This window comes from Pinisolibacter sp. DMC100 (genome assembly GCF_056313705.1).
Genome location: NZ_JBQUZT010000002.1, coordinates 443,938 through 461,183, shown reverse-complemented (window position 1 = coordinate 461,183; position 17,246 = coordinate 443,938). Strand labels below are relative to the sequence as shown.

General features: G+C 68.4%; 20 protein-coding genes and 1 tRNA gene. 16 read left to right on the top strand and 5 right to left on the bottom strand.

From position 1 onward, the window contains the following. Window positions 1-7: 7 nt before the first annotated feature. From ACT541_RS11020 to ACT541_RS11000, 5 genes are all read left to right on the top strand, one after another. A complete protein-coding gene (locus ACT541_RS11020; protein ID WP_476136791.1) occupies window positions 8-142 on the top strand; it encodes a hypothetical protein in 135 nt (44 codons plus the stop codon). A gap of 95 nt (window positions 143-237) precedes the next feature. Beyond that, window positions 238-327, top strand: a tRNA-Ser gene (locus tag ACT541_RS11015). Between the two features lie 129 nt (window positions 328-456). Further along, the gene (locus ACT541_RS11010) at window positions 457-1,014 is read left to right on the top strand and encodes a hypothetical protein (protein ID WP_476136789.1); all 558 of its coding nucleotides are present in this window, start codon (window positions 457-459) and stop codon (window positions 1,012-1,014) included. Window positions 1,015-1,201: 187 nt separating this feature from the next. After that, entirely contained in the window at window positions 1,202-1,483 is a 282-nt protein-coding gene (locus tag ACT541_RS11005) for a type II toxin-antitoxin system RelE/ParE family toxin (RefSeq protein WP_476136787.1), read from the top strand. Window positions 1,484-1,501: 18 nt separating this feature from the next. Further along, window positions 1,502-1,795, top strand: a complete 294-nt coding sequence (locus ACT541_RS11000; protein ID WP_476136785.1) for a HigA family addiction module antitoxin — start codon at window positions 1,502-1,504, stop codon at window positions 1,793-1,795. Between the two features lie 46 nt (window positions 1,796-1,841). Here the strand turns inward: ACT541_RS11000 and ACT541_RS10995 are convergent, their stop codons facing one another. Then, the gene (locus ACT541_RS10995) at window positions 1,842-2,783 is read right to left on the bottom strand and encodes an extracellular catalytic domain type 1 short-chain-length polyhydroxyalkanoate depolymerase (RefSeq protein WP_476136783.1); all 942 of its coding nucleotides are present in this window, start codon (window positions 2,781-2,783) and stop codon (window positions 1,842-1,844) included. 392 nt (window positions 2,784-3,175) lie between these two features. On the opposite strand from ACT541_RS10995, the gene ACT541_RS10990 reads away from it, so the two are divergent. The 7 genes from ACT541_RS10990 to ACT541_RS10960 all read left to right on the top strand — a co-directional run bounded on the left by ACT541_RS10990 (window position 3,176) and on the right by ACT541_RS10960 (window position 10,738). After that, window positions 3,176-4,276 (top strand): septal ring lytic transglycosylase RlpA family protein, encoded by a 1,101-nt coding sequence (locus ACT541_RS10990; protein WP_476136781.1) that lies wholly within the window; start codon window positions 3,176-3,178, stop codon window positions 4,274-4,276. 142 nt (window positions 4,277-4,418) lie between these two features. Then, window positions 4,419-5,651: a D-alanyl-D-alanine carboxypeptidase family protein gene (locus tag ACT541_RS10985; RefSeq protein WP_476136779.1), complete on the top strand. Its 1,233-nt coding sequence runs from the start codon at window positions 4,419-4,421 to the stop codon at window positions 5,649-5,651. Then, window positions 5,648-6,343, top strand: a complete 696-nt coding sequence (gene tmk, locus ACT541_RS10980) for a dTMP kinase (protein ID WP_476136778.1) — start codon at window positions 5,648-5,650, stop codon at window positions 6,341-6,343. The genes ACT541_RS10985 and tmk overlap by 4 nt, the downstream gene beginning before the upstream one ends. A 2-nt stretch (window positions 6,344-6,345) precedes the next feature. Next, window positions 6,346-7,416: a DNA polymerase III subunit delta' gene (locus ACT541_RS10975; protein WP_476136776.1), complete on the top strand. Its 1,071-nt coding sequence runs from the start codon at window positions 6,346-6,348 to the stop codon at window positions 7,414-7,416. Window positions 7,417-7,519: 103 nt separating this feature from the next. Next, the gene (gene metG / locus ACT541_RS10970; RefSeq protein ID WP_476136774.1) at window positions 7,520-9,085 is read left to right on the top strand and encodes a methionine--tRNA ligase; all 1,566 of its coding nucleotides are present in this window, start codon (window positions 7,520-7,522) and stop codon (window positions 9,083-9,085) included. A gap of 16 nt (window positions 9,086-9,101) precedes the next feature. Then, window positions 9,102-9,893 (top strand): TatD family hydrolase, encoded by a 792-nt coding sequence (locus tag ACT541_RS10965; RefSeq protein WP_476137522.1) that lies wholly within the window; start codon window positions 9,102-9,104, stop codon window positions 9,891-9,893. Between the two features lie 35 nt (window positions 9,894-9,928). Next, a complete protein-coding gene (locus ACT541_RS10960; RefSeq protein WP_476136772.1) occupies window positions 9,929-10,738 on the top strand; it encodes an MBL fold metallo-hydrolase in 810 nt (269 codons plus the stop codon). 24 nt (window positions 10,739-10,762) lie between these two features. On the opposite strand, the gene ACT541_RS10955 is transcribed toward ACT541_RS10960, so the two are convergent. Beyond that, window positions 10,763-11,293 carry a hypothetical protein gene (locus tag ACT541_RS10955; RefSeq protein WP_476136770.1) on the bottom strand — a complete coding sequence of 177 codons (531 nt, stop codon included), beginning with the start codon at window positions 11,291-11,293 and terminating at the stop codon, window positions 10,763-10,765. Between the two features lie 576 nt (window positions 11,294-11,869). Between ACT541_RS10955 and ACT541_RS10950 the strand changes: the two genes are divergently transcribed. Further along, window positions 11,870-12,541: a DUF1345 domain-containing protein gene (locus tag ACT541_RS10950; RefSeq protein ID WP_476136768.1), complete on the top strand. Its 672-nt coding sequence runs from the start codon at window positions 11,870-11,872 to the stop codon at window positions 12,539-12,541. A 37-nt stretch (window positions 12,542-12,578) separates the two neighbouring features. Here the strand turns inward: ACT541_RS10950 and arfB are convergent, their stop codons facing one another. Beyond that, complete coding sequence (arfB, locus tag ACT541_RS10945; RefSeq protein ID WP_476136766.1) at window positions 12,579-13,013, bottom strand: alternative ribosome rescue aminoacyl-tRNA hydrolase ArfB; 435 nt, start codon at window positions 13,011-13,013, stop codon at window positions 12,579-12,581. A 114-nt stretch (window positions 13,014-13,127) separates the two neighbouring features. Here arfB and mazG point away from each other — a divergent pair, with 114 nt between their 5' ends. Beyond that, window positions 13,128-13,964, top strand: a complete 837-nt coding sequence (mazG, locus tag ACT541_RS10940; RefSeq protein WP_476136765.1) for a nucleoside triphosphate pyrophosphohydrolase — start codon at window positions 13,128-13,130, stop codon at window positions 13,962-13,964. Here the strand turns inward: mazG and ACT541_RS10935 are convergent. Then, the gene (locus tag ACT541_RS10935) at window positions 13,958-15,040 is read right to left on the bottom strand and encodes a type I restriction endonuclease (RefSeq protein ID WP_476136763.1); all 1,083 of its coding nucleotides are present in this window, start codon (window positions 15,038-15,040) and stop codon (window positions 13,958-13,960) included. The genes mazG and ACT541_RS10935 overlap by 7 nt on opposite strands. 273 nt (window positions 15,041-15,313) lie before the next feature. Here ACT541_RS10935 and ACT541_RS10930 point away from each other — a divergent pair, with 273 nt between their 5' ends. Beyond that, the gene (locus ACT541_RS10930) at window positions 15,314-15,754 is read left to right on the top strand and encodes a hypothetical protein (protein ID WP_476136761.1); all 441 of its coding nucleotides are present in this window, start codon (window positions 15,314-15,316) and stop codon (window positions 15,752-15,754) included. A 215-nt stretch (window positions 15,755-15,969) separates the two neighbouring features. Then, the gene (locus tag ACT541_RS10925) at window positions 15,970-16,251 is read left to right on the top strand and encodes an FAD assembly factor SdhE (RefSeq protein ID WP_476136760.1); all 282 of its coding nucleotides are present in this window, start codon (window positions 15,970-15,972) and stop codon (window positions 16,249-16,251) included. Window positions 16,252-16,272: 21 nt separating this feature from the next. On the opposite strand, the gene ACT541_RS10920 is transcribed toward ACT541_RS10925, so the two are convergent. After that, a complete protein-coding gene (locus tag ACT541_RS10920; RefSeq protein WP_476136758.1) occupies window positions 16,273-17,067 on the bottom strand; it encodes an SH3 domain-containing protein in 795 nt (264 codons plus the stop codon). Between the last annotated feature and the right edge of the window lie 179 nt (window positions 17,068-17,246).

Genomic DNA, 17,246 nt, shown 5'->3' with positions numbered 1-17,246 from the left:
ACTCATCATGCAGAACCCCGGCGCCGACCGAGAAGAACGCCTCGCCAAGAAGCGAGACATGTTCGGCATGCTGATTCTGGCGCTGGTCGCCGGCGCGCTGATCCTGATCGCCTCGGTGATCGGCGGCGGGCTGGGCGACTGAGGACGGCGGGGGAGAGTTCCCGTCCGGAGCCCGCGATGCCTCCGCCGAGCGCCCCTCTTGTCACGGCGCGACTTTCTCGCCATTGAAGGGCGATCGGAAGTGTGGCCGAGTGGTTTAAGGCTCTGGTCTTGAAAACCAGCGAGCGGGAAACCGCTCCGTGGGTTCGAATCCCACCGCTTCCGCCAATTTCAGTTGGGTTTGTCAAAACCGTCTGGGTTCAAATCTCAGTATCAGGCTAGATGGGTTCGAATATATTGTTCTTGAGCCCACCCCGTTGAGGAATACAATCAAAAGACATTCGCAAGGGACGTGGAATGAATAACACATTTTTAGAAGAATTCAAAAAGCACCTTATTGCCAAAAAGATACCATTTAAGAATGGCATTTCCAACTCGGTTATTGAAAGAGCTGAAAGTAAATGTGGAGCAAAATTCCCCCACGATTTAATCTTTTTGTTATCGAACATCGTGATTAATGACGGACATTTTATTGATTGGGAGAAAATATCCGACAATCACCTTCAGAGCACGCTAAATTGGCCACATGAAGGTTTATGTTATGATATTGCACATAATAGCTTTTGGCTTGATAACTGGGGTAAGAAGCCTGATAATATCGTTGATAGGATTACTTTATTTACGGAATTTTACAAATCCAATGCCCCAGTGTTAATTCCGATATTTGGGCATCGTTATATTTCCAGCATTCCATGCGAACCAGAAAACCCAGTTTACTCTGTTTATCAGGGTGATGTAATTTTATATGGAGTGAATTTAGCAAGATATCTTGCGAACGAGTATAAAATGCCAGAATTCGATAATAACTCAGAAGCACCAAAGATGATTGATTTCTGGGGAGAACTGGCTTCTTAGGTCGCCCATCTCAGAGTTTGTGGAGCCGAATATAAACAGTGCGATCCTAATCTCTCTGGACAACTCGGTCCTACGACGGAAGCGCCATCACGATGGAGTGGCGGGAGGTCGAGAGACGGACCGCAGCTTTCGCGTCGCGACATTGGAACGTTGACGAACGTACCAGTTATTGGTACGCTTCTCGACGATGATAAAGAGCTTCCGAGACCGCGACACGGCCGACATCCACGAAGGCAAGGCCGTTCGTCGGTTCCCGGCCGATGTGCTCAAACGGGCGGTTGCCAAGCTCTTTCTACTCGACACGGTGACACGTATCGAAGATTTGCGCGTGCCGCCCGGTAACCGCTTGGAAGCACTGGCCGGAGACCGCGCCGGACAACACTCCATCCGTGTCAACGATCAATGGCGCCTGTGCTTCGTGTGGGACGGCGGAGACGCTTACGACGTGGAACTCTGTGACTACCATTGATTGAAGGAGGCCAACCCCATGCGCGAACTCTCGCTGCCACACCCCGGAGCGATCCTCCGCGAGGAATTCTTGGAGCCGATGGGGCTGTCGGTCTATGCGCTCGCCAAGGCGATTGGCGTACCCCGCAGTCGCATGAACGAAATCTGCCACGGTCGGCAGGGCATCACCGCGAACATCGCTCTGCGCCTCGGACGCTTCTTCGACGTGGACCCGCAATGGTTCATGAACATGCAGGCGAAGTATGACCTGGCGACCGAAGCCGAAAGTCTCGCCACCACGCTCGCGGGGATCAAGCCCCGTGCGGCGGCCTGAAAAGCGAACTGCTCGTCCGCCCGACGCCCCGTCCGCCCCGTCCCCCCTATCTCCCGAACCTCGCGAAGAACGCCCAGATCGTCTCCGTCGCGTCGATCGGCGCCTCACCGCCGCGTCGGCCGGATGCTCCCGGCCACGCATGCCCGCCCTCGGCGAGGTCGATGAACACCACCTCCGACCCACGCCGGCAGCCGGTGCTCGTCTCGGTCGTCACGCCCGGGGCGCGCGTCACCGTCGGCGGGCGGGTGCAGCCGTCGGCGGTGCGCCAGAAATCGACGGCGCGGGCGACCGGCTGGAAGGGGAGGGTCTGCGACCGCGCCACGAAACCGGTCGGGCTCTTGCCGCCGCCGAAGGGGACGACGTCGTCCTTCTCGCCGTGGATGATCAGCATCGGCACCGGCGCGCGTGGCCCCGCCTCGTTGCCGAAGACCGCGCCCGAGACCACGGCCGCCGCCGCGACCTTCTCGCCGAGCGCGATGGCGATGCGGTGGGTCAGCATGCCGCCGTTGGAAAAGCCGGCGACGTAGACGCGGCGCCGGTCGATCGTGACCTGCTTCTCGACGTCGTCGATCACCGCCGCGACGAAGCCGACGTCGTCGACCCCGCGCGCCACCGCCTCGCCGCAGCAGCCGCTCGCGTTCCAGGTGCCCATGCGGTCGTTGCGGCCGATCCCCTTGGGCGCGGCGATCACCAGACCCTCGGCGCGCGCCTTGTCGGCCCAGCGCGGGATCATCGTCTCCGGATTGCCGCCGCCGCCGTGCAGCACGATCACCAGCGGTGCCGGCCGGTCGCCACGCCGGGCGTCGAGGAGGAGATAGCTCCGCTCGAGCCCGCCGACCCGCAGCGTCTTCGTCGCCGCACCGCCCTCGGAGGCCTGCGCCTCGCCGCCCAGCCGCTCGAGCAACCGCGGTCGCGCCTCGGTGCCCGAGGCGACGGCGAGCGCGGCGGCGGCGAGGCCGCAGGTCACGGCGCGTTTCGTCCAGTTCATGGGGGAGGCTCCTCTTGTCGATCCGTCGTCGGGTGATGGAGCCTCGCGCCTGAACCGACCCTGAACGGGTCCGCCGAGGGACGGCACCGCCCGCGCGATCAAGAGGATCGCCAGACGAATCGACCCGGTCGACTTGGGCGCCACGGCCGCGTCACGTCGAACGCGCGGCGATGCTCCGGCCAGCGAGGTCGAAGCCGAGTTCGCCCGGCGCGAAGACGCCCGCGCCGCGGAAACGCGCCGCCGCGCCCCCGCAAAGCCACCGACTTTTCCAAACCATTCGTTTACCCTATACATTCACCAGGGAGTAACCGCGTGTGACGATGATCGAATCCCGTGGAGCCGGCTGCGGTCGGCCTCGCGGGACGAGCCGCATGGCGGCAGGGAGAAATGGCATGGCGAATTCCGGTGCGGCTCGGCGGCGCGCGTTCTCGCGTGCAGGGGTCTGGGGCGCGTTGGTGGCGGTGTCGGCGGTCTCGCTCGCCGGCTGTTCCGCGATCCAGCCCAATCGTCTCGCCGGTGCCGAACCGCTCGAGCGCGTCGTCGGCCCCAACGACCCGGTCAAGCCGGGCGGCGGCCGCTATCAGGTCGGCAAGGCCTATTCGATCGGCGGCCAGACCTACGTTCCGCGCGAAGATCCCCATCTCGACGAGGTCGGCATGGCCTCGTGGTACGGCGGCGCCTACCACCACGGCACCCGCACCTCGAACGGCGAAGTCGTCGACCGGACTGCGATCACCGCCGCTCATCGCACCATGCCGCTGCCGTCCTATGCCCGCGTCACGTCGCTGGCGACCGGCCGCTCGATCATCGTCCGCATCAACGATCGCGGCCCCTTCGCCCGCGGCCGCATCATCGATCTCTCCGAGAAGACCGCCGAGCTGCTCGACATCAAGGGCCGCGGCGTCTCCAAGATTCGCGTCCAGTATGTCGGCAAGGCCGGTCTCGCCGGCTCCGACCAGAAGACGCTGATGGCCTCGCTGCGCGGCCCCGGCATCGGCCCCGGCCCGGACGACCGCACGCTGGTCGCCGCCGCCGATCTCGGCGTCGGCCCGCGCCGCAACGCGCTGCCGCAGGGCGGCACGCAGCTCGCCTCCGCCTCGCCGACCGCGCCGGTCACCCCGGCCAACGTGCTGGCGCCCGCCCGTCCGAGCCTGCCGTCGTCGGCGCGCGCGCTGGTCGGCACCTCCGACCCGACCGCCTTCGAACTCGCCGGCGTCGGCGTCGGCAAGTCGCGCGAGATGATCGCGGCGATGCCGAAGCCGGCCACCACGGTGGCGGAAGTGATCGAGGCCGAGATGCCCGGCGCCTCCGGTGCCCCGATGGCGCTGGTGCCGGTCTCCGCGCCCGCCACCCCGCCGGGCTGGCAGGTCGGCCCCGCCGGCGTCGACGCGCGCTCGTCCTTCGCCGCCGAACGGCACGCCGCCTCGCATCATGCTGCCGCGACCTTCGCCCGCTTCGGCGCCGGCGACGCGATGTCGGATCTCGTCGACTGAGGCGAGGCGCCGCCGTCCGAGGGGCAGCCCGTCCGCTCACGCGGTTGGTTCGGCCCCCGCGTCGTTCCATACTTTGCCCGATTCGTCGGGCAGGACATGGACGTGGTGCGGTACGACGCCGCCGACGGAGAAGAGGGTGGCCATGCGCGTGAGTATCGCCGGAATGACCGGATCGGCACGGCCGACGGTCGTGCGCGTCGCCGCAGCGCTGCTGTGCCTCGCCTTCGTCGCCGCCGGCAAGCCCAATGCCCCGGCGCCGGGCAAGGGCGGTCCCGCCGCCAGGTCCGATGCACTCGAGGTCAAGGCCGACGTCGCACTGCTCGCCGACGCCGCGACCGGCGCGACGCTGTGGGTGAAGAACCCGGCGAAGCCCTTCGCGCCCGCCAGCCTCACCAAGATGATGACCGTCGCGGTCGCCGCCGAGGAGCTGAAGCAGGGCCGCCTGTCGCTCGACGGCGAGTTCACCATGTCGGAACACGCCTGGCGCACCGGCGGCGCGCCGTCGCACACCTCGACGATGTTCGCCCCCGTCAATTCCAAGGTGAAGATCGCCGATCTCTTCCGCGGCACGATGATTCTCTCGGCCAACGACGGCGCCATCGCCATCGCCGAGGGCATCGCCGGTTCCGAGGCCGCCTTCGCCGAGCTGATGAACCGCCGCGCCGCCGATCTCGGCATGACGGGGACGAAGTTCGGCAATCCGTCCGGCCTGCCCGGCGCCGACAACGTCACGACCGCGCAGGATCTGGCCAAGCTCTCCCGCCACCTGATCTTCGAGCACCCCGACGTCTACAGGATCTGGGCCGAGCGCGAGTTCACCTACAACAAGATCCGCCAGCTCAACCGCAATCCGCTCTTCGCCACGGTGCCGGGCACCGACGGCATGAAGACCGGATACCTCAAGGAAGTCGGCTACAATCTGGTCGGCTCGGCGGTGCAGAACGGCCAGCGGCTGATCGTCGTCATCGGCGGCGCGCCGACCGAGAAGGACCGCGGCGAGGATGCCCGCAAGCTGCTCGAATGGGGCTTCCGCTCCTTCGAGACCGCCCGGATCTACACCGCCGGCGAGGTCATCGGCCAGGCCACCGTCTTCGGCGGCGAGCAGACCGCGGTGCATGTCGCCGCCAAGAACAACGTCGACATCCTGGTGCCGCGCGGCTCGCGCGAGCAGGTCCGCGCCAAAGTGATCTACACCGGCCCGATCAAGGCGCCGATCGAACCCGGTCAGGCGATCGGCCGTCTGGTCTTCACCATCGAGGACCGGCCGCTGACCGAGTTCCCGGTGGTGGCGACGGAGGCCGTGCCGCTCGGCGGCATCGGGCGACGCGCCCTCGACGGCACCCGCGAACTCCTGATCGGACTGCTGCGGCGATGACGCCTTCCGTCCGCACCCGTCGCGACGATCCGACCCGCGTGCCCCTCGCGCGCGGGCGCTTCGTCACGTTCGAGGGCGGGGAGGGGGCCGGCAAGTCGAGCCAGATCACGACGCTCGCCGAGCGCCTGCGCGGTCGCGGGGTCGAGGTGGTGCAGACCCGCGAGCCCGGCGGCTCGCCGGGGGCGGAATGCGTCCGCCACGTGCTGCTCGGCGGTGCCGGCGAAGTCTTCGGTCCCGTCGCCGAGGCCTGTCTCTTCGCCGCCGCCCGCGCCGACCACGTCGACCGTACCATCCGCCCGGCGCTGCGCGACGGCGCCTGGGTGCTGTGCGACCGCTTCTACGATTCCTCGCGCGTCTATCAGGGCGGCGCCGGCGTGAAGCCGGAGATCCTGCGTCTGCTCGAGGACGTCGCCGTCGACGACGTCCGCCCCGATCTGACCATCCTGCTCGACGTGCCGGCCGAGATCGGTCTGGCGCGCGCCGGCGCGCGACGCGGCAATGCCGCCGCCGACCGTTTCGAGCGCGAGGGCGTCGAGATCCACGAAGGACGCCGCAGGGCCTTCCTCGAGCTGGCGCGGGCCGAGCCCGCCCGTTTCGTCGTGGTCGACGCCACCGACGTGCCGCCGGCCGTCGCCAGCGCCATCTGGCAGGCGGTCGTCGATCGCCTCGGTCCACCGGGCGGGGAGGGCTGAGCATGGCGCGCGCACCGGTCGCCCAGGACGGAGCTCCGGAAGTCGACGCCATCGACGGCGTCGCCCTGCCGCGCGAGCGGGCGGACCTCTTCGGCCAGGGTCAGGCGGAGGCGACGCTGCTCGACGCCTATCGCTCCGGCCGCATCCACCATGCCTGGATCCTCGGCGGACCGAAGGGCATCGGCAAGGCGACGCTCGCCTTCCGCTTTGCCCGCTTCGTCCTCGCCAATCCCGATCCGCGCGCGCCGCAGGTCATGGCCGCACGCGACCTCGCGGTCGCCGAGGACCACCCGGTCGCCCGCCGCATCGCCGTCGGCGCCCATGGCGATCTCCTGCATCTTCGCCGTCCCTGGGACGAGAAGGCCAAGCGCTTCAAGACCGAGCTGCCGGTCGACGAGATCCGCCGCACGGTGTCCTTCTTCGGCTCGACCGCGGGTGCCGGCGGCTGGCGCATCGCCATCGTCGATTCGGCCGACGAGATGAACGCCTCGGCCGCCAACGCGCTCCTCAAGATCCTGGAGGAGCCGCCGCCGCGCTCGCTCTTCCTGGTGATCTCCCACACACCGGGTCGGCTGATGGCGACCATCCGCTCGCGCTGCCGTCGGCTCGATCTGGCGCCGCTCAGCCCGCATGCCGTCGCCGACGGGCTGACGGCGATCGGCATCGACGGCGATCCGTCCCATTTCGCCGCCGCCGCCGAACTCGCCGACGGCTCGCTGCGTCGTGCCGCGGCACTCGTCGCCGCCGACGGCGTCGCCTTGCGGCGCGCGCTCGACGCCATCGTCGCCCGTGCGCCCGATCTCGACCCCGCCGCCGCCCATGCCTTCGCCGACAAGGTGGCTGTCAGGGGCTCGGAGGATGCCTTCGACATCGCCGTCGACTTCATCGGCGACGTCGCCCGCGACGCGGCCGAGAAGGCGCTCGCCACCCGCGGCATCGCGGCTGCGGCCGCCGCCGCGCAGGCCCATCGCGAGATCGGCGAGATCTTCGCCCGTTCCGAGGCGCTCAACCTCGATCGCAAGGCGGCCGTCCTCGCCGCGCTGCGAGCCCTTGCCGAGGCGGCGCGGAATTGAGTATGCCTCGGTGACGACGAGGATTTCCGGCCCTCCGGCCACATCCGCGAAACAGGCGCGTGCGATCGGACGCCGATCGCCCTCCGCGCTCCAAGGAACACCGATGACCGCGCCCAAGTATTTCATCACCACGGCGATCGACTATCCCAACGGCCGGCCCCACGTCGGCCACGCCTACGAGAAGATCGCCACCGATGCGCTCGCCCGCTTCAAGCGGCTCGACGGCTTCGACGTCTTCTTCCTGACCGGCACCGACGAGCACGGCCTGAAGATGCATCAGACCGCGGCGAAGGAGGGCCTGACGCCCCGCCAGCTGGTCGATCGCAACGTCGCCGTGTTCAAGGCGATGGACGCGACGCTCGACGTCTCCTACGACCGCTTCATCCGCACCACCGATGCCGATCACCACGCCTCGGTGCAGGAGATCTGGCGCCGGATGGAGAAGGCCGGCGACCTCTACATGGCCAAGTACGGCGGATGGTACTCGGTCCGCGACGAGGCCTACTACACCGAGGCCGAGACCGAAGTCGGCGAGGACGGCGTCCGCCGCGCCACGCCCACCGGCACGCCGGTCGAGTGGAACGAGGAGGAGAGCTGGTTCTTCCGCCTCTCCGCCTTCCAGGAGCGCCTCCTCGCCCATTACGAGGCGAACCCCGACTTCATCGGTCCCGACAGCCGCAAGAACGAGGTGATCAGCTTCGTGAAGGGCGGTCTCGAGGACCTCTCGATGAGCCGCACCACCTTCGACTGGGGCATCCCGGTGCCGAATTCGCCCGGCCACGTGATGTATGTCTGGGTCGACGCGCTGACCAACTACATCACCGGCGCCGGCTTCCCCAAGGAAGACAGTGCCGAGTACAAGAAGTGGTGGCCCGCCGATCTCCACGTGATCGGCAAGGACATCGTCCGCTTCCACGCGGTCTATTGGCCGGCCTTCCTCATGTCGGCCGGTCTGCCGCTGCCCAAGCGGGTCTTCGCCCACGGCTTCATCTTCAACAAGGGCGAGAAGATGTCGAAGTCGACGGGCAACGTCGTCGACCCCTTCACGCTGGCCGAAGACTACGGCACCGAGGCGGTGCGCTACTTCTTCCTGCGCGAAGTGCCCTTCGGTCAGGACGGCTCCTACAGCCACGAGGCGATCGTCGGCCGCATGAACGCCGACCTCGCCAACGATCTCGGCAATCTCGCCCAGCGCTCGCTGTCGATGATCGCCAAGAACTGCGACGGCAAGGTGCCGACGCCCGGCCCGCTCGCCCCGGAGGACGCGGCGATGCTGGCGTCTGCCGACGCGCTGCTCGAGACCTCGCGCGCCGCCTACGACCGCCAGGAGATCCACAAGAGCCTCGAGGCGATCTGGGCCGTGGTGGCCGATGCCAACCGCTGGTTCACCGCCGCCGCCCCCTGGTCGCTGAAGAAGACCGATCCCGCGCGCATGGAGACCGTCCTGTGGGTGACGGCCGAGGTCATCCGCATCGTCGCGCTGCTCGCCCAGCCGGTCGTCCCGACCGCCGCCGGCAAGCTCCTCGACGCGCTCGCCCAGGCGCCGGAAGACCGCAACTTCGCCGCGGTGACGAAGCGTCTGGCGGCCGGCCTCGCGCTGCCGGCGCCGACCCCGGTCTTCCCCAAGTGGGTCGAGCCGACGGCGGACGCCCCGGCCAAGGGGGCGTGAGGCCATGACGGCGCCGATCCTCGTCGACAGCCACTGCCATCTCGACTTCCCCGACTTCGCCGGCGACATGGACGGGATCCTGGCGCGGGCGAAGGCGGCGGGCGTCGCCAAGATGGTGACGATCTCGACGCGGGTGCGGAAGTTCCCGCAGGTGCGCGCCATCGCCGAGGCGCACGAGCAGATCTTCTGCTCGGTCGGCACCCATTGTCACAACGCGGCCGAAGAGGCCGACGTGACGCTCGACGAGATCCTGCGCCTCGCCGCCCACCCGAAATGCGTGGCGATCGGCGAGGCCGGGCTCGACTACCACTACGACCTCGCCCCCCGCGACCTGCAGGAGGTGGGCTTCCGCATGCACATCGCCGCGGCGCGGACGACCGGCCTGCCGCTGGTGATCCACTCGCGCGAGGCCGACGACGACATGGCGCGGATCCTGGAGGAAGAGACGGAGGCCGGGGCCTTCCCCCATCTCCTCCACTGCTTCTCCTCGGGCCCCGATCTCGCCCGCCGTTCGCTGGCGCTCGGCGGCTACGTGTCGTTCTCCGGCATCCTGACCTTCAAGAAGGCCGAGGAGGTGAGGGCGGTCGCCGCCGACGTGCCGCTCGACCGCCTGCTGCTCGAGACCGACGCGCCCTATCTCGCGCCGCTGCCGCACCGCGGCAAGCGCTGCGAGCCGGCGCACGTCGCCGAGACGGCGAAGGTACTGGCCGCGGTGAAGGGCAAGTCCGTCGAGGACATCGCAGCCATCACCACGGCCAATTTCCATCGCCTGTTTTCGAAGGTACCAAGGGAAACGTCGCCCGCCTGAACGAGGCGACGCACTGAAATTCCAGGGGGATCCCCATGTCGGCGACCATGAGCTTCCGGATTCTGGGCTGCGCCTCGTCGCCGGGCAATCCGCGCATCGGCAACGACTGGGGCGCCTGCGACCCGAAGAACCCGAAGAACCGTCGTCGCCGCGCCAGCCTGCTGGTCACCCGCACCGACGCGGCCGGCAAGATCACCCGCGTGCTGGTCGACGCCGGGCCGGACCTGCGCGAACAGATGCTCGATGCCGGCGTCGGCCAGGTCGACGGCGTGATCTTCACCCATGCCCATGCCGACCACGTCCACGGCATCGACGATCTGCGCGCGCTCTATCTCCACGGCCGCCGTCTGGTCGACGTCTGGGCCGACGAGCGGACGTCGAAGCGGCTGCACGAGGCCTTCGACTACTGTTTCCGCTCGCCGCCCGGCTCGGCCTATCCGCCGATCCTCGAGGAGCATCGGCTGGTCGCCGGCCATGCGGTGTCGATCCAGGGGGAGGGCGGCGCCATCGTGGTGACGCCGTTCCGCCAGATCCACGGCGACACCGAGAGCCTCGGCCTGCGCTTCGGCGACGTCGCCTATTCGACCGACGTCAGCGATTTCCCGCCGGAGAGCCTGCCGCACCTGCACAGGCTCGATCTGTGGATCCTCGACGCGCTCCGGACGCGCTCGCACCCGAGCCATCTCAGCGTCGACGAGGCGCTCGGCTGGATCGAGCGCAAGAAGCCGAAGCGCGCCGTGCTGACCCATCTGCACAACGAACTCGACTACGAGGTGCTGAAGGCACGCCTGCCGGCCGGCGTCGAGCCGGCCTTCGACGGACTGGAGTTCGTCGTCCCGGCGTGAAATGTCACGAGCGGAGAGGGCGGTTCAGTCGATCTCTTCCTCGGTGCACTCGATCCCGCGGGTCGGAAGGGCGACGATCCGGCCGGCGGCGAGATCGAAGGCGAAGGCCTGCGTGACCGGCGACAGGCGGAAAACCTGCCGCTTCTTGTCGTGGAGCATCTTGCCGAAGGCGACGAAGTCGCGCTTCTCGCCGGCGAGCCGGCAGGCGCCCGTCTCCATGCCGTCGCTCTGCGGCAGGACGATCGCGTCGATCACCCGCCACACCGCATTGCCCTTGTCGTCGTGCGAGACACCGCGGTTCAGCACCAGGAGGTCGCGGCCGCCGACGCGCCATTTCTCGTAGGCGAAGGCACAGTCGGCGAGACAGACGCCGGCGCGGTACTCGATGCCGCGACCGACGTGGAAGTCGGACGCCGAATTGTACTCGAGCCCGACGAATTCGCCGGCGCGCGCGGGCTCGGCTGGGGCCGGCGCGGATTGCGCCGCGGCGAGGTCCGGGCTCGCGGCGAGTGCGACGACGACGGCGGACGACAGGAAGAGCTGGCGAAGCGACATGACGAAGCCTCCGGCGCCGCGGACGAAAGCCCGTCGACGCCCGGAGGATCGTCGCTCGCCATGCGATCCGCCGCAATCACCGGGCGCGGGAAATCGCCGGGATGCGACGAAGCGCGGCATCCGAGAGCGACGACGGAGCGACGCCGGCCGCATGGTTCACGCTCGGCGCTGCATGGGGGAACGGCATCGCGTATCCTGGCGCATGGGCACGACGACGTATCGAGGGAGCGAAGCCGAACCGCGTAGGGTGAGAATCACCGAACCCGCACAGGGTGAGAATCACCGTTTCTTGCGCCTTTTCCGGATCCCACGCCATCTTTTATGTTCCATAATCCGTCTTATGCGAATCACGGACATGGGCGGGACGGCAAGGACGGACGGTCTCTCCCCGGTCCGAACTGCTCCCGTCTCATCGGATGATCGAGCCTGCGCGGGTCGATCGCTCCGCAGAGCCAACGGCCCGTTCGGCGCGTCACGACCACCCGGCCGTGACGGCCCCTCGTACCGCCACCGCCATTCGCCCGCCGCCGCCGCTTGAGGCACACTGCGACGAACCGAATCGTCGCGAGGTCGCGCATGTCGAACACGCTCGCCCGCCGGCTCGCCGGCTCGCTGGTCCGCCCGCGCATGACCGTCTCGGCGGCGATCGGCGCAATCGTCGCCGCCGTGCTGGCCCTCCTCGTCTCCTGGCAATGGCCGACCATTCTGCTGGTCGCCTGGAACGTCGGCGTCGGACTGCATCTCTTACTGATATTTCACATGATGGCGACGTCGAATGCCGAGCGCACGCTGAGCCGCGCCCGCAGGCTCGACGAGACCGCGCTCGTCATCCTGGCGATCTCGGCCCTCGCCGCTTCCGCGAGCCTGCTCGCCATCGTGCTGGAACTCGCCGTGGTCAAGGAACTCACCGGCCTCGCCAAGGCCGGCCACGTCGCGCTCGCCGCGCTGACGGTCGTCTCGGCCTGGACCTTCATCCAGACCTCCTTCGCCGTCCACTATGCCCATTCGTGGGCGATCGCGGTCGATTCCGGCTTGCCACAGTGCATGAGGATTCCCGGAGAAGATGCTCCGGATTATTGGGATTTCCTCTATGTATCGGTTTCGATCGGCACCTCGGGTCAGACGGCCGACGTCGAGTTCACCTCCAAGGCCCAGCGCCGCATCGGCACGGCGCACGCCACACTCGCCTTCTTCTTCAACGCCACCGTGCTGGCGCTGACGATCAACATCGCCGCCGGCCTGATCTGAAGGGCGTTGGATCGGAGGGCGCGGGCGCCCTTCCCCGTCAGTCGACCGACGGGCGCCCCTGCCGCAGGCTCTTCACCGCGCCGCGCTTCTTCTTGCCCTCGAGCCGGCGGATCTTCGACCCGAGCGTCGGCTTCGTCGCCTTGCGCGGCGGCGGTGGCGGCAATGCGGCCTCGCGCAGCATGGCGAGCAGCCGCTCCAGCGCGTCGGCGCGGTTCTGCTCCTGGGTGCGGAAGCGATCGGCGCGGATGACGACGACGCCGTCGTTGGTCAGCCGCCGTCCGGCGATCGCCGGCAGGCGCTCGCGCACCCGCTCCGGCAGGTTCGGCGAGTTGGCCACGTCGAAACGCAGGTCGACCGCCGTCGCCACCTTGTTGACGTTCTGCCCGCCCGGCCCCGAGGCGCGCACGAAGTTCTCGACGATCTCGTCGGCATCGATGGCGAAGGAGCGGGTGACGGGGATGAAGGGCGGCATGGGCTTCCCATAGCATGGCCGCCCTGCCCCGGTCTCCCCCGGCAAGGCGTGCCGCCTCTGCTATCCTGCGGCCGAATCGCGGCCTCTGGGCCGAGCTGGCCCGAGGAACCGCCGATGACCCCGTCCCGCGACATCGCCCGTCTCGTCGAGATCATGGCGCGGCTGCGCACGCCCGGCACCGGCTGCCCCTGGGATCTCGAACAGACCTTCGCGACCATCGCCCCCTACACGATCGAGGAGGCCTACGAGGTGGCCGAGGCGATCGGCCGCGGCGACCGGCACGACATCTGCGACGAGCTGGGCGATCTGCTGCTGCAGGTCGTCTTCCACGCCCGCATGGGCGAGGAGGAAGGCAGCTTCGACTTCGGCTCGGTGGTCGAGGCGATCACCGCCAAGATGATCCGCCGCCACCCCCACGTCTTCGGCACGCTCGACACCCGCGAGGTCGCCGTCGCGCAGGACGCCTGGGCCCGCATCAAGGCCGAGGAGAAGGCGGCGCGTGCCGCCCGCCTCGCGGCGGAGGGCCGCGTCGAGCCGCCGAAGGGCCTGCTCGACGGCGTCGCCCTGGGGCTCCCGGCGCTCTCCCGCGCGGTGAAGCTGCAGGAGAAGGCCGGCACGGTCGGCTTCGACTGGAACGATCCGAAGGCGGTGATCGCCAAGATCCGCGAGGAACTCGACGAGATCGAAGCCGAGATCGACACCCCCTCCCCGGTCCCCGCCCGTCAGGCCGACGAGCTCGGCGACGTGCTCTTCGCCGTCGCCAATCTCGGCCGCCACCTTTCGATCGACCCGGAGACCGCCCTGCGCGGCACCAACGACAAGTTCCGCCGCCGCTTCGCCCACATCGAGGCCCGCCTCGCCGAAACCGGCCGCACACCGTCTGACGCGACCCTCGACGAGATGGAAGCGCTGTGGGTCGAGGCGAAGGGCTCGGAGACCGGCTCTCAGTAGCGCAGCGCCGTCTCCTTCAGACGCGCGGCGTGCAGGAAGATGTCCTCGAGCCGTTCGATGTCGACGCGTTCCTCGTTCTTCTCGGCATCGAACAGGCCGATGAACTTGACGCTGCGATTGAAATGCAACCGGCAGAGCGGTTTGCGATTGTTGTCGTCGATCAGGATGCCGCAGTAGCTCTTGGCGTCGCGCATGAAGACGCGGTCGACCGGGATCACCTCGCGCACGATCGCCCGCACGATGTTGAATCCGTCGAGTTCCTCCGCCGTGGTGACGACGTCGTCGACCGGGGCCATCATCTCCGTCGTCGTCGCGCCGGCATCCTTCGCCCCCTCGCCGGCACTCGGCAGCGGCGACGGCGCGGTGTCGTCGATCGCCGACGAGAGCTTCTGGTTCACCAGTTCGCGGATCGTGTCGCGGATGGCGCGTTCGACCAGCGGCGAGAACTTGCCCATGACGTTCGTCGTCAGCTTGCCGTCGTAGACGCGGCCGACCAGCATCCGGCACAGCTCGTCGCAGGGCTTCTCGAGCTCGGCGGCGAACTCCTTCATCAGCTGCGACCGATATTTCAGATCGCTGGCGGTGACGAGGATCGAGTCGACGTCGAAGTTCTCGTTGCAGAACTTGGAGAGCTCCTCGATCTGCGCCGGCCGGAAATTGGCCATGTCGAACTCGAAGAACGGCTTGGCGTCCATCTTGTTGGGCTCGTCGAGATCGGAATAGAACCAGTAGACGATGCCGTTGGTGAGCACCGCGAACCGCGCCGCCGTGACCGAGAAGTAGCGGTAGAGTTGCGACGTGTGCGCGTCCGACAGCGCCGAGCGGCAGGGCTTGCACTCCACCAGGATGGCGATCTCGCCGTTTCGTTTGATGGCGTAGTCGACCTTCTCGCCCTTCTTCACCCCGACGTCGGCGGTGAACTCGGGGATCACGACGTTCGGATCGAAGACGTCGTACCCGAGTGCGCCGATGAACGGCATGATGAAGGCATTCTTGGTCGCCTCTTCGGTCTCGACCGAATCCCTGAGCTTGGAAATCCTCTGCGCGAGCGCTGCGATCTTCTCGTCCACACTCATGGCCACTCTCCCCGGCCCGGCGCGCGCCATGCGTGCGCGGCACGTCCAGTGAGACACTCTGCAATTCGGTTGTCCATATTCGGTTGTTGCCGTATTGCGTGCATATGGTACCCGGCTCCGTGCACCCCCGACGTGGCGGCATCCGGATGTTTCCGGGGCCCCCGGGCGACGCCTTTCCACCACGCCCACCGCATCGTAGGATGCGCGGCCCGTCGGTGAATTCCCCCCCTCACCGGCCGGCCGGATCGAGCGCATGCGCGACGAAGGGCGGCGATGAACCACCGGACGGACGGGATCTTCGAGACGATGCGCAGGAGCCGCCCCGGCGGCTTCGCGGCGATCGCGCTCATCCTGTTCCAGGTGGTGCTGTCGACCGATCACCTCGGCGCGGTCGCGGCACGGGCGTCCGGTATGGTCGCCTCGGATGCCGCGCTCGGTCTTCTCGCCCTGTGCGGCGGCAGAGAGACCAGCCCCCTCGATGCCACCGGCCCACAGGGCTTCCCGGCAGACCGCGCCAACGACTGCGTGCTCTGCTCCCTCGCCGCGATCGCGAGCAACGGTGTCGCCCCGACCGCCCCTGTCGTGGACGACCTGCCGCTCGCCGCCCGCGCGACCCCTCCGGCCGCCGTCGTCGCCGAGGCGATCCTCGATCGCCGCCCGGCGCTGCGCCACGGCACGCTGCGCGGACCTCCGCTGCCGATCTCCTTCGTCTGAAGGACGTGATCCCACGATCGCCCGTCGCCCGGACGTCGCGATCGATCGAGGCGCCTGCCGCGCGCCCCGTCGAGACGAGCGCATCGCGCCCTCGACCATCCGGGCGAGCCCCCTTCCCCACCCGACTACGACGGACGAACGCGGTGACAAGCGCCGCGTCGGTCGCTAGAGCATGGGCAGAACCGCCCGCGCCGATCGGGCCGAAGGAGATCCCCATGAGCACCATCACCAGCGACGGCCTCGAACCGCGGCGCAAGAAGGCGTTGTTCCGCGCCTGGCATCGCGGCACCAAGGAGATGGACTTCGTCATGGGCCGCTTCGCCGATGCGCATCTGGCGACGATGTCCGACGCCGATCTCGCCGACTTCGAGCACCTGCTCGACGTCTCCGACCGCGAGCTCTTCGCCTGGGTGGTCGGCACCGAGCCGGTCGACCCGATCCACGACAAGCCGGTGTGGCGGGCGATGAAGGCCTTCACCGACGCCAACGGCGGCTGACGGCCCCATCCCGCGACGGGATCAGTTCAGGGCCGAGACGACCGCGGCGAGGAGCCACCCGCCCTCGACGTTGGGCAGGAAGCAGAAGCCCCACGCTTGCGCCGGCAGCGCCCGGCCCGGTGCGACCCAGCCGGTCTTGCCGTCGGGCAACGTCACGCGGTTCCAACCGCCCTCGCCGGCACCGCCGTCGACATAGAGCTTCGAGGGCGCGAGCCGCGCCACGGGTTTCGCGCCCGCCGACGGCGACGCCCGCGCGTCGGTCGGCTCGAGCACGAAGACGGCTTGGGTCTCGAACTTCGCCTTCGTCGCCGCCGCCGCATCCCAGCGTGCACCGGCCCGGGTGCAATGACCGCCCGGCACCAGCGGGTCGGAGGCCCAGCGCGGCGCCTTCAGATCCTCGGCGATGCGGGTGAGCGCCGTGGCGATGCGGGCATCCTTCAGATCGAGCGGCCCGCCGCCGGGGCCGACCGGCTCGCCTTCGGTGAAGGCCCGGCCGATCGCCTCGAGCGCCGCTTCGGCGCCGTCGAAGCTGCGCTTCTCCGCCTTGCGCGGCACCGTCGGGGTGATACCGGTTTCGACGAAGATCACGTCGTCGGCGATGCCGGCATAGACCGCGTCGCGATCGCCGGCGGCGGCCGCCGCACGGACGGCCTCCGCGGCCGCGGTGAGATCGGGCAGCGCCTTCAACGGCTTGCCGACGGTCGCGGCGAGCGGCGTGTAGGGCTTGTGCTCCACCGCCACGGCCGAGCCGGCGAGAATGACGGGTGCGACGAGGGCTGCGAGCGCGACGGCGAACGGGCGTGCGAGACGGGTCATGGCGCGATCTCCCGAGGGTCCTCGATGATGCGCCTCGCCGGGCGGCCCGGCAATCGCCGCGCGTGGTGCGATGCTCGCGATCCCGCCCGTTCACGCCGATTTCGCTGGCGGCAGGCCTCGGAATCCTGTTCAAGAGACGGGCACCTGCGCGGGCATGAAAAGTCCCTCGCGGGCGTTTT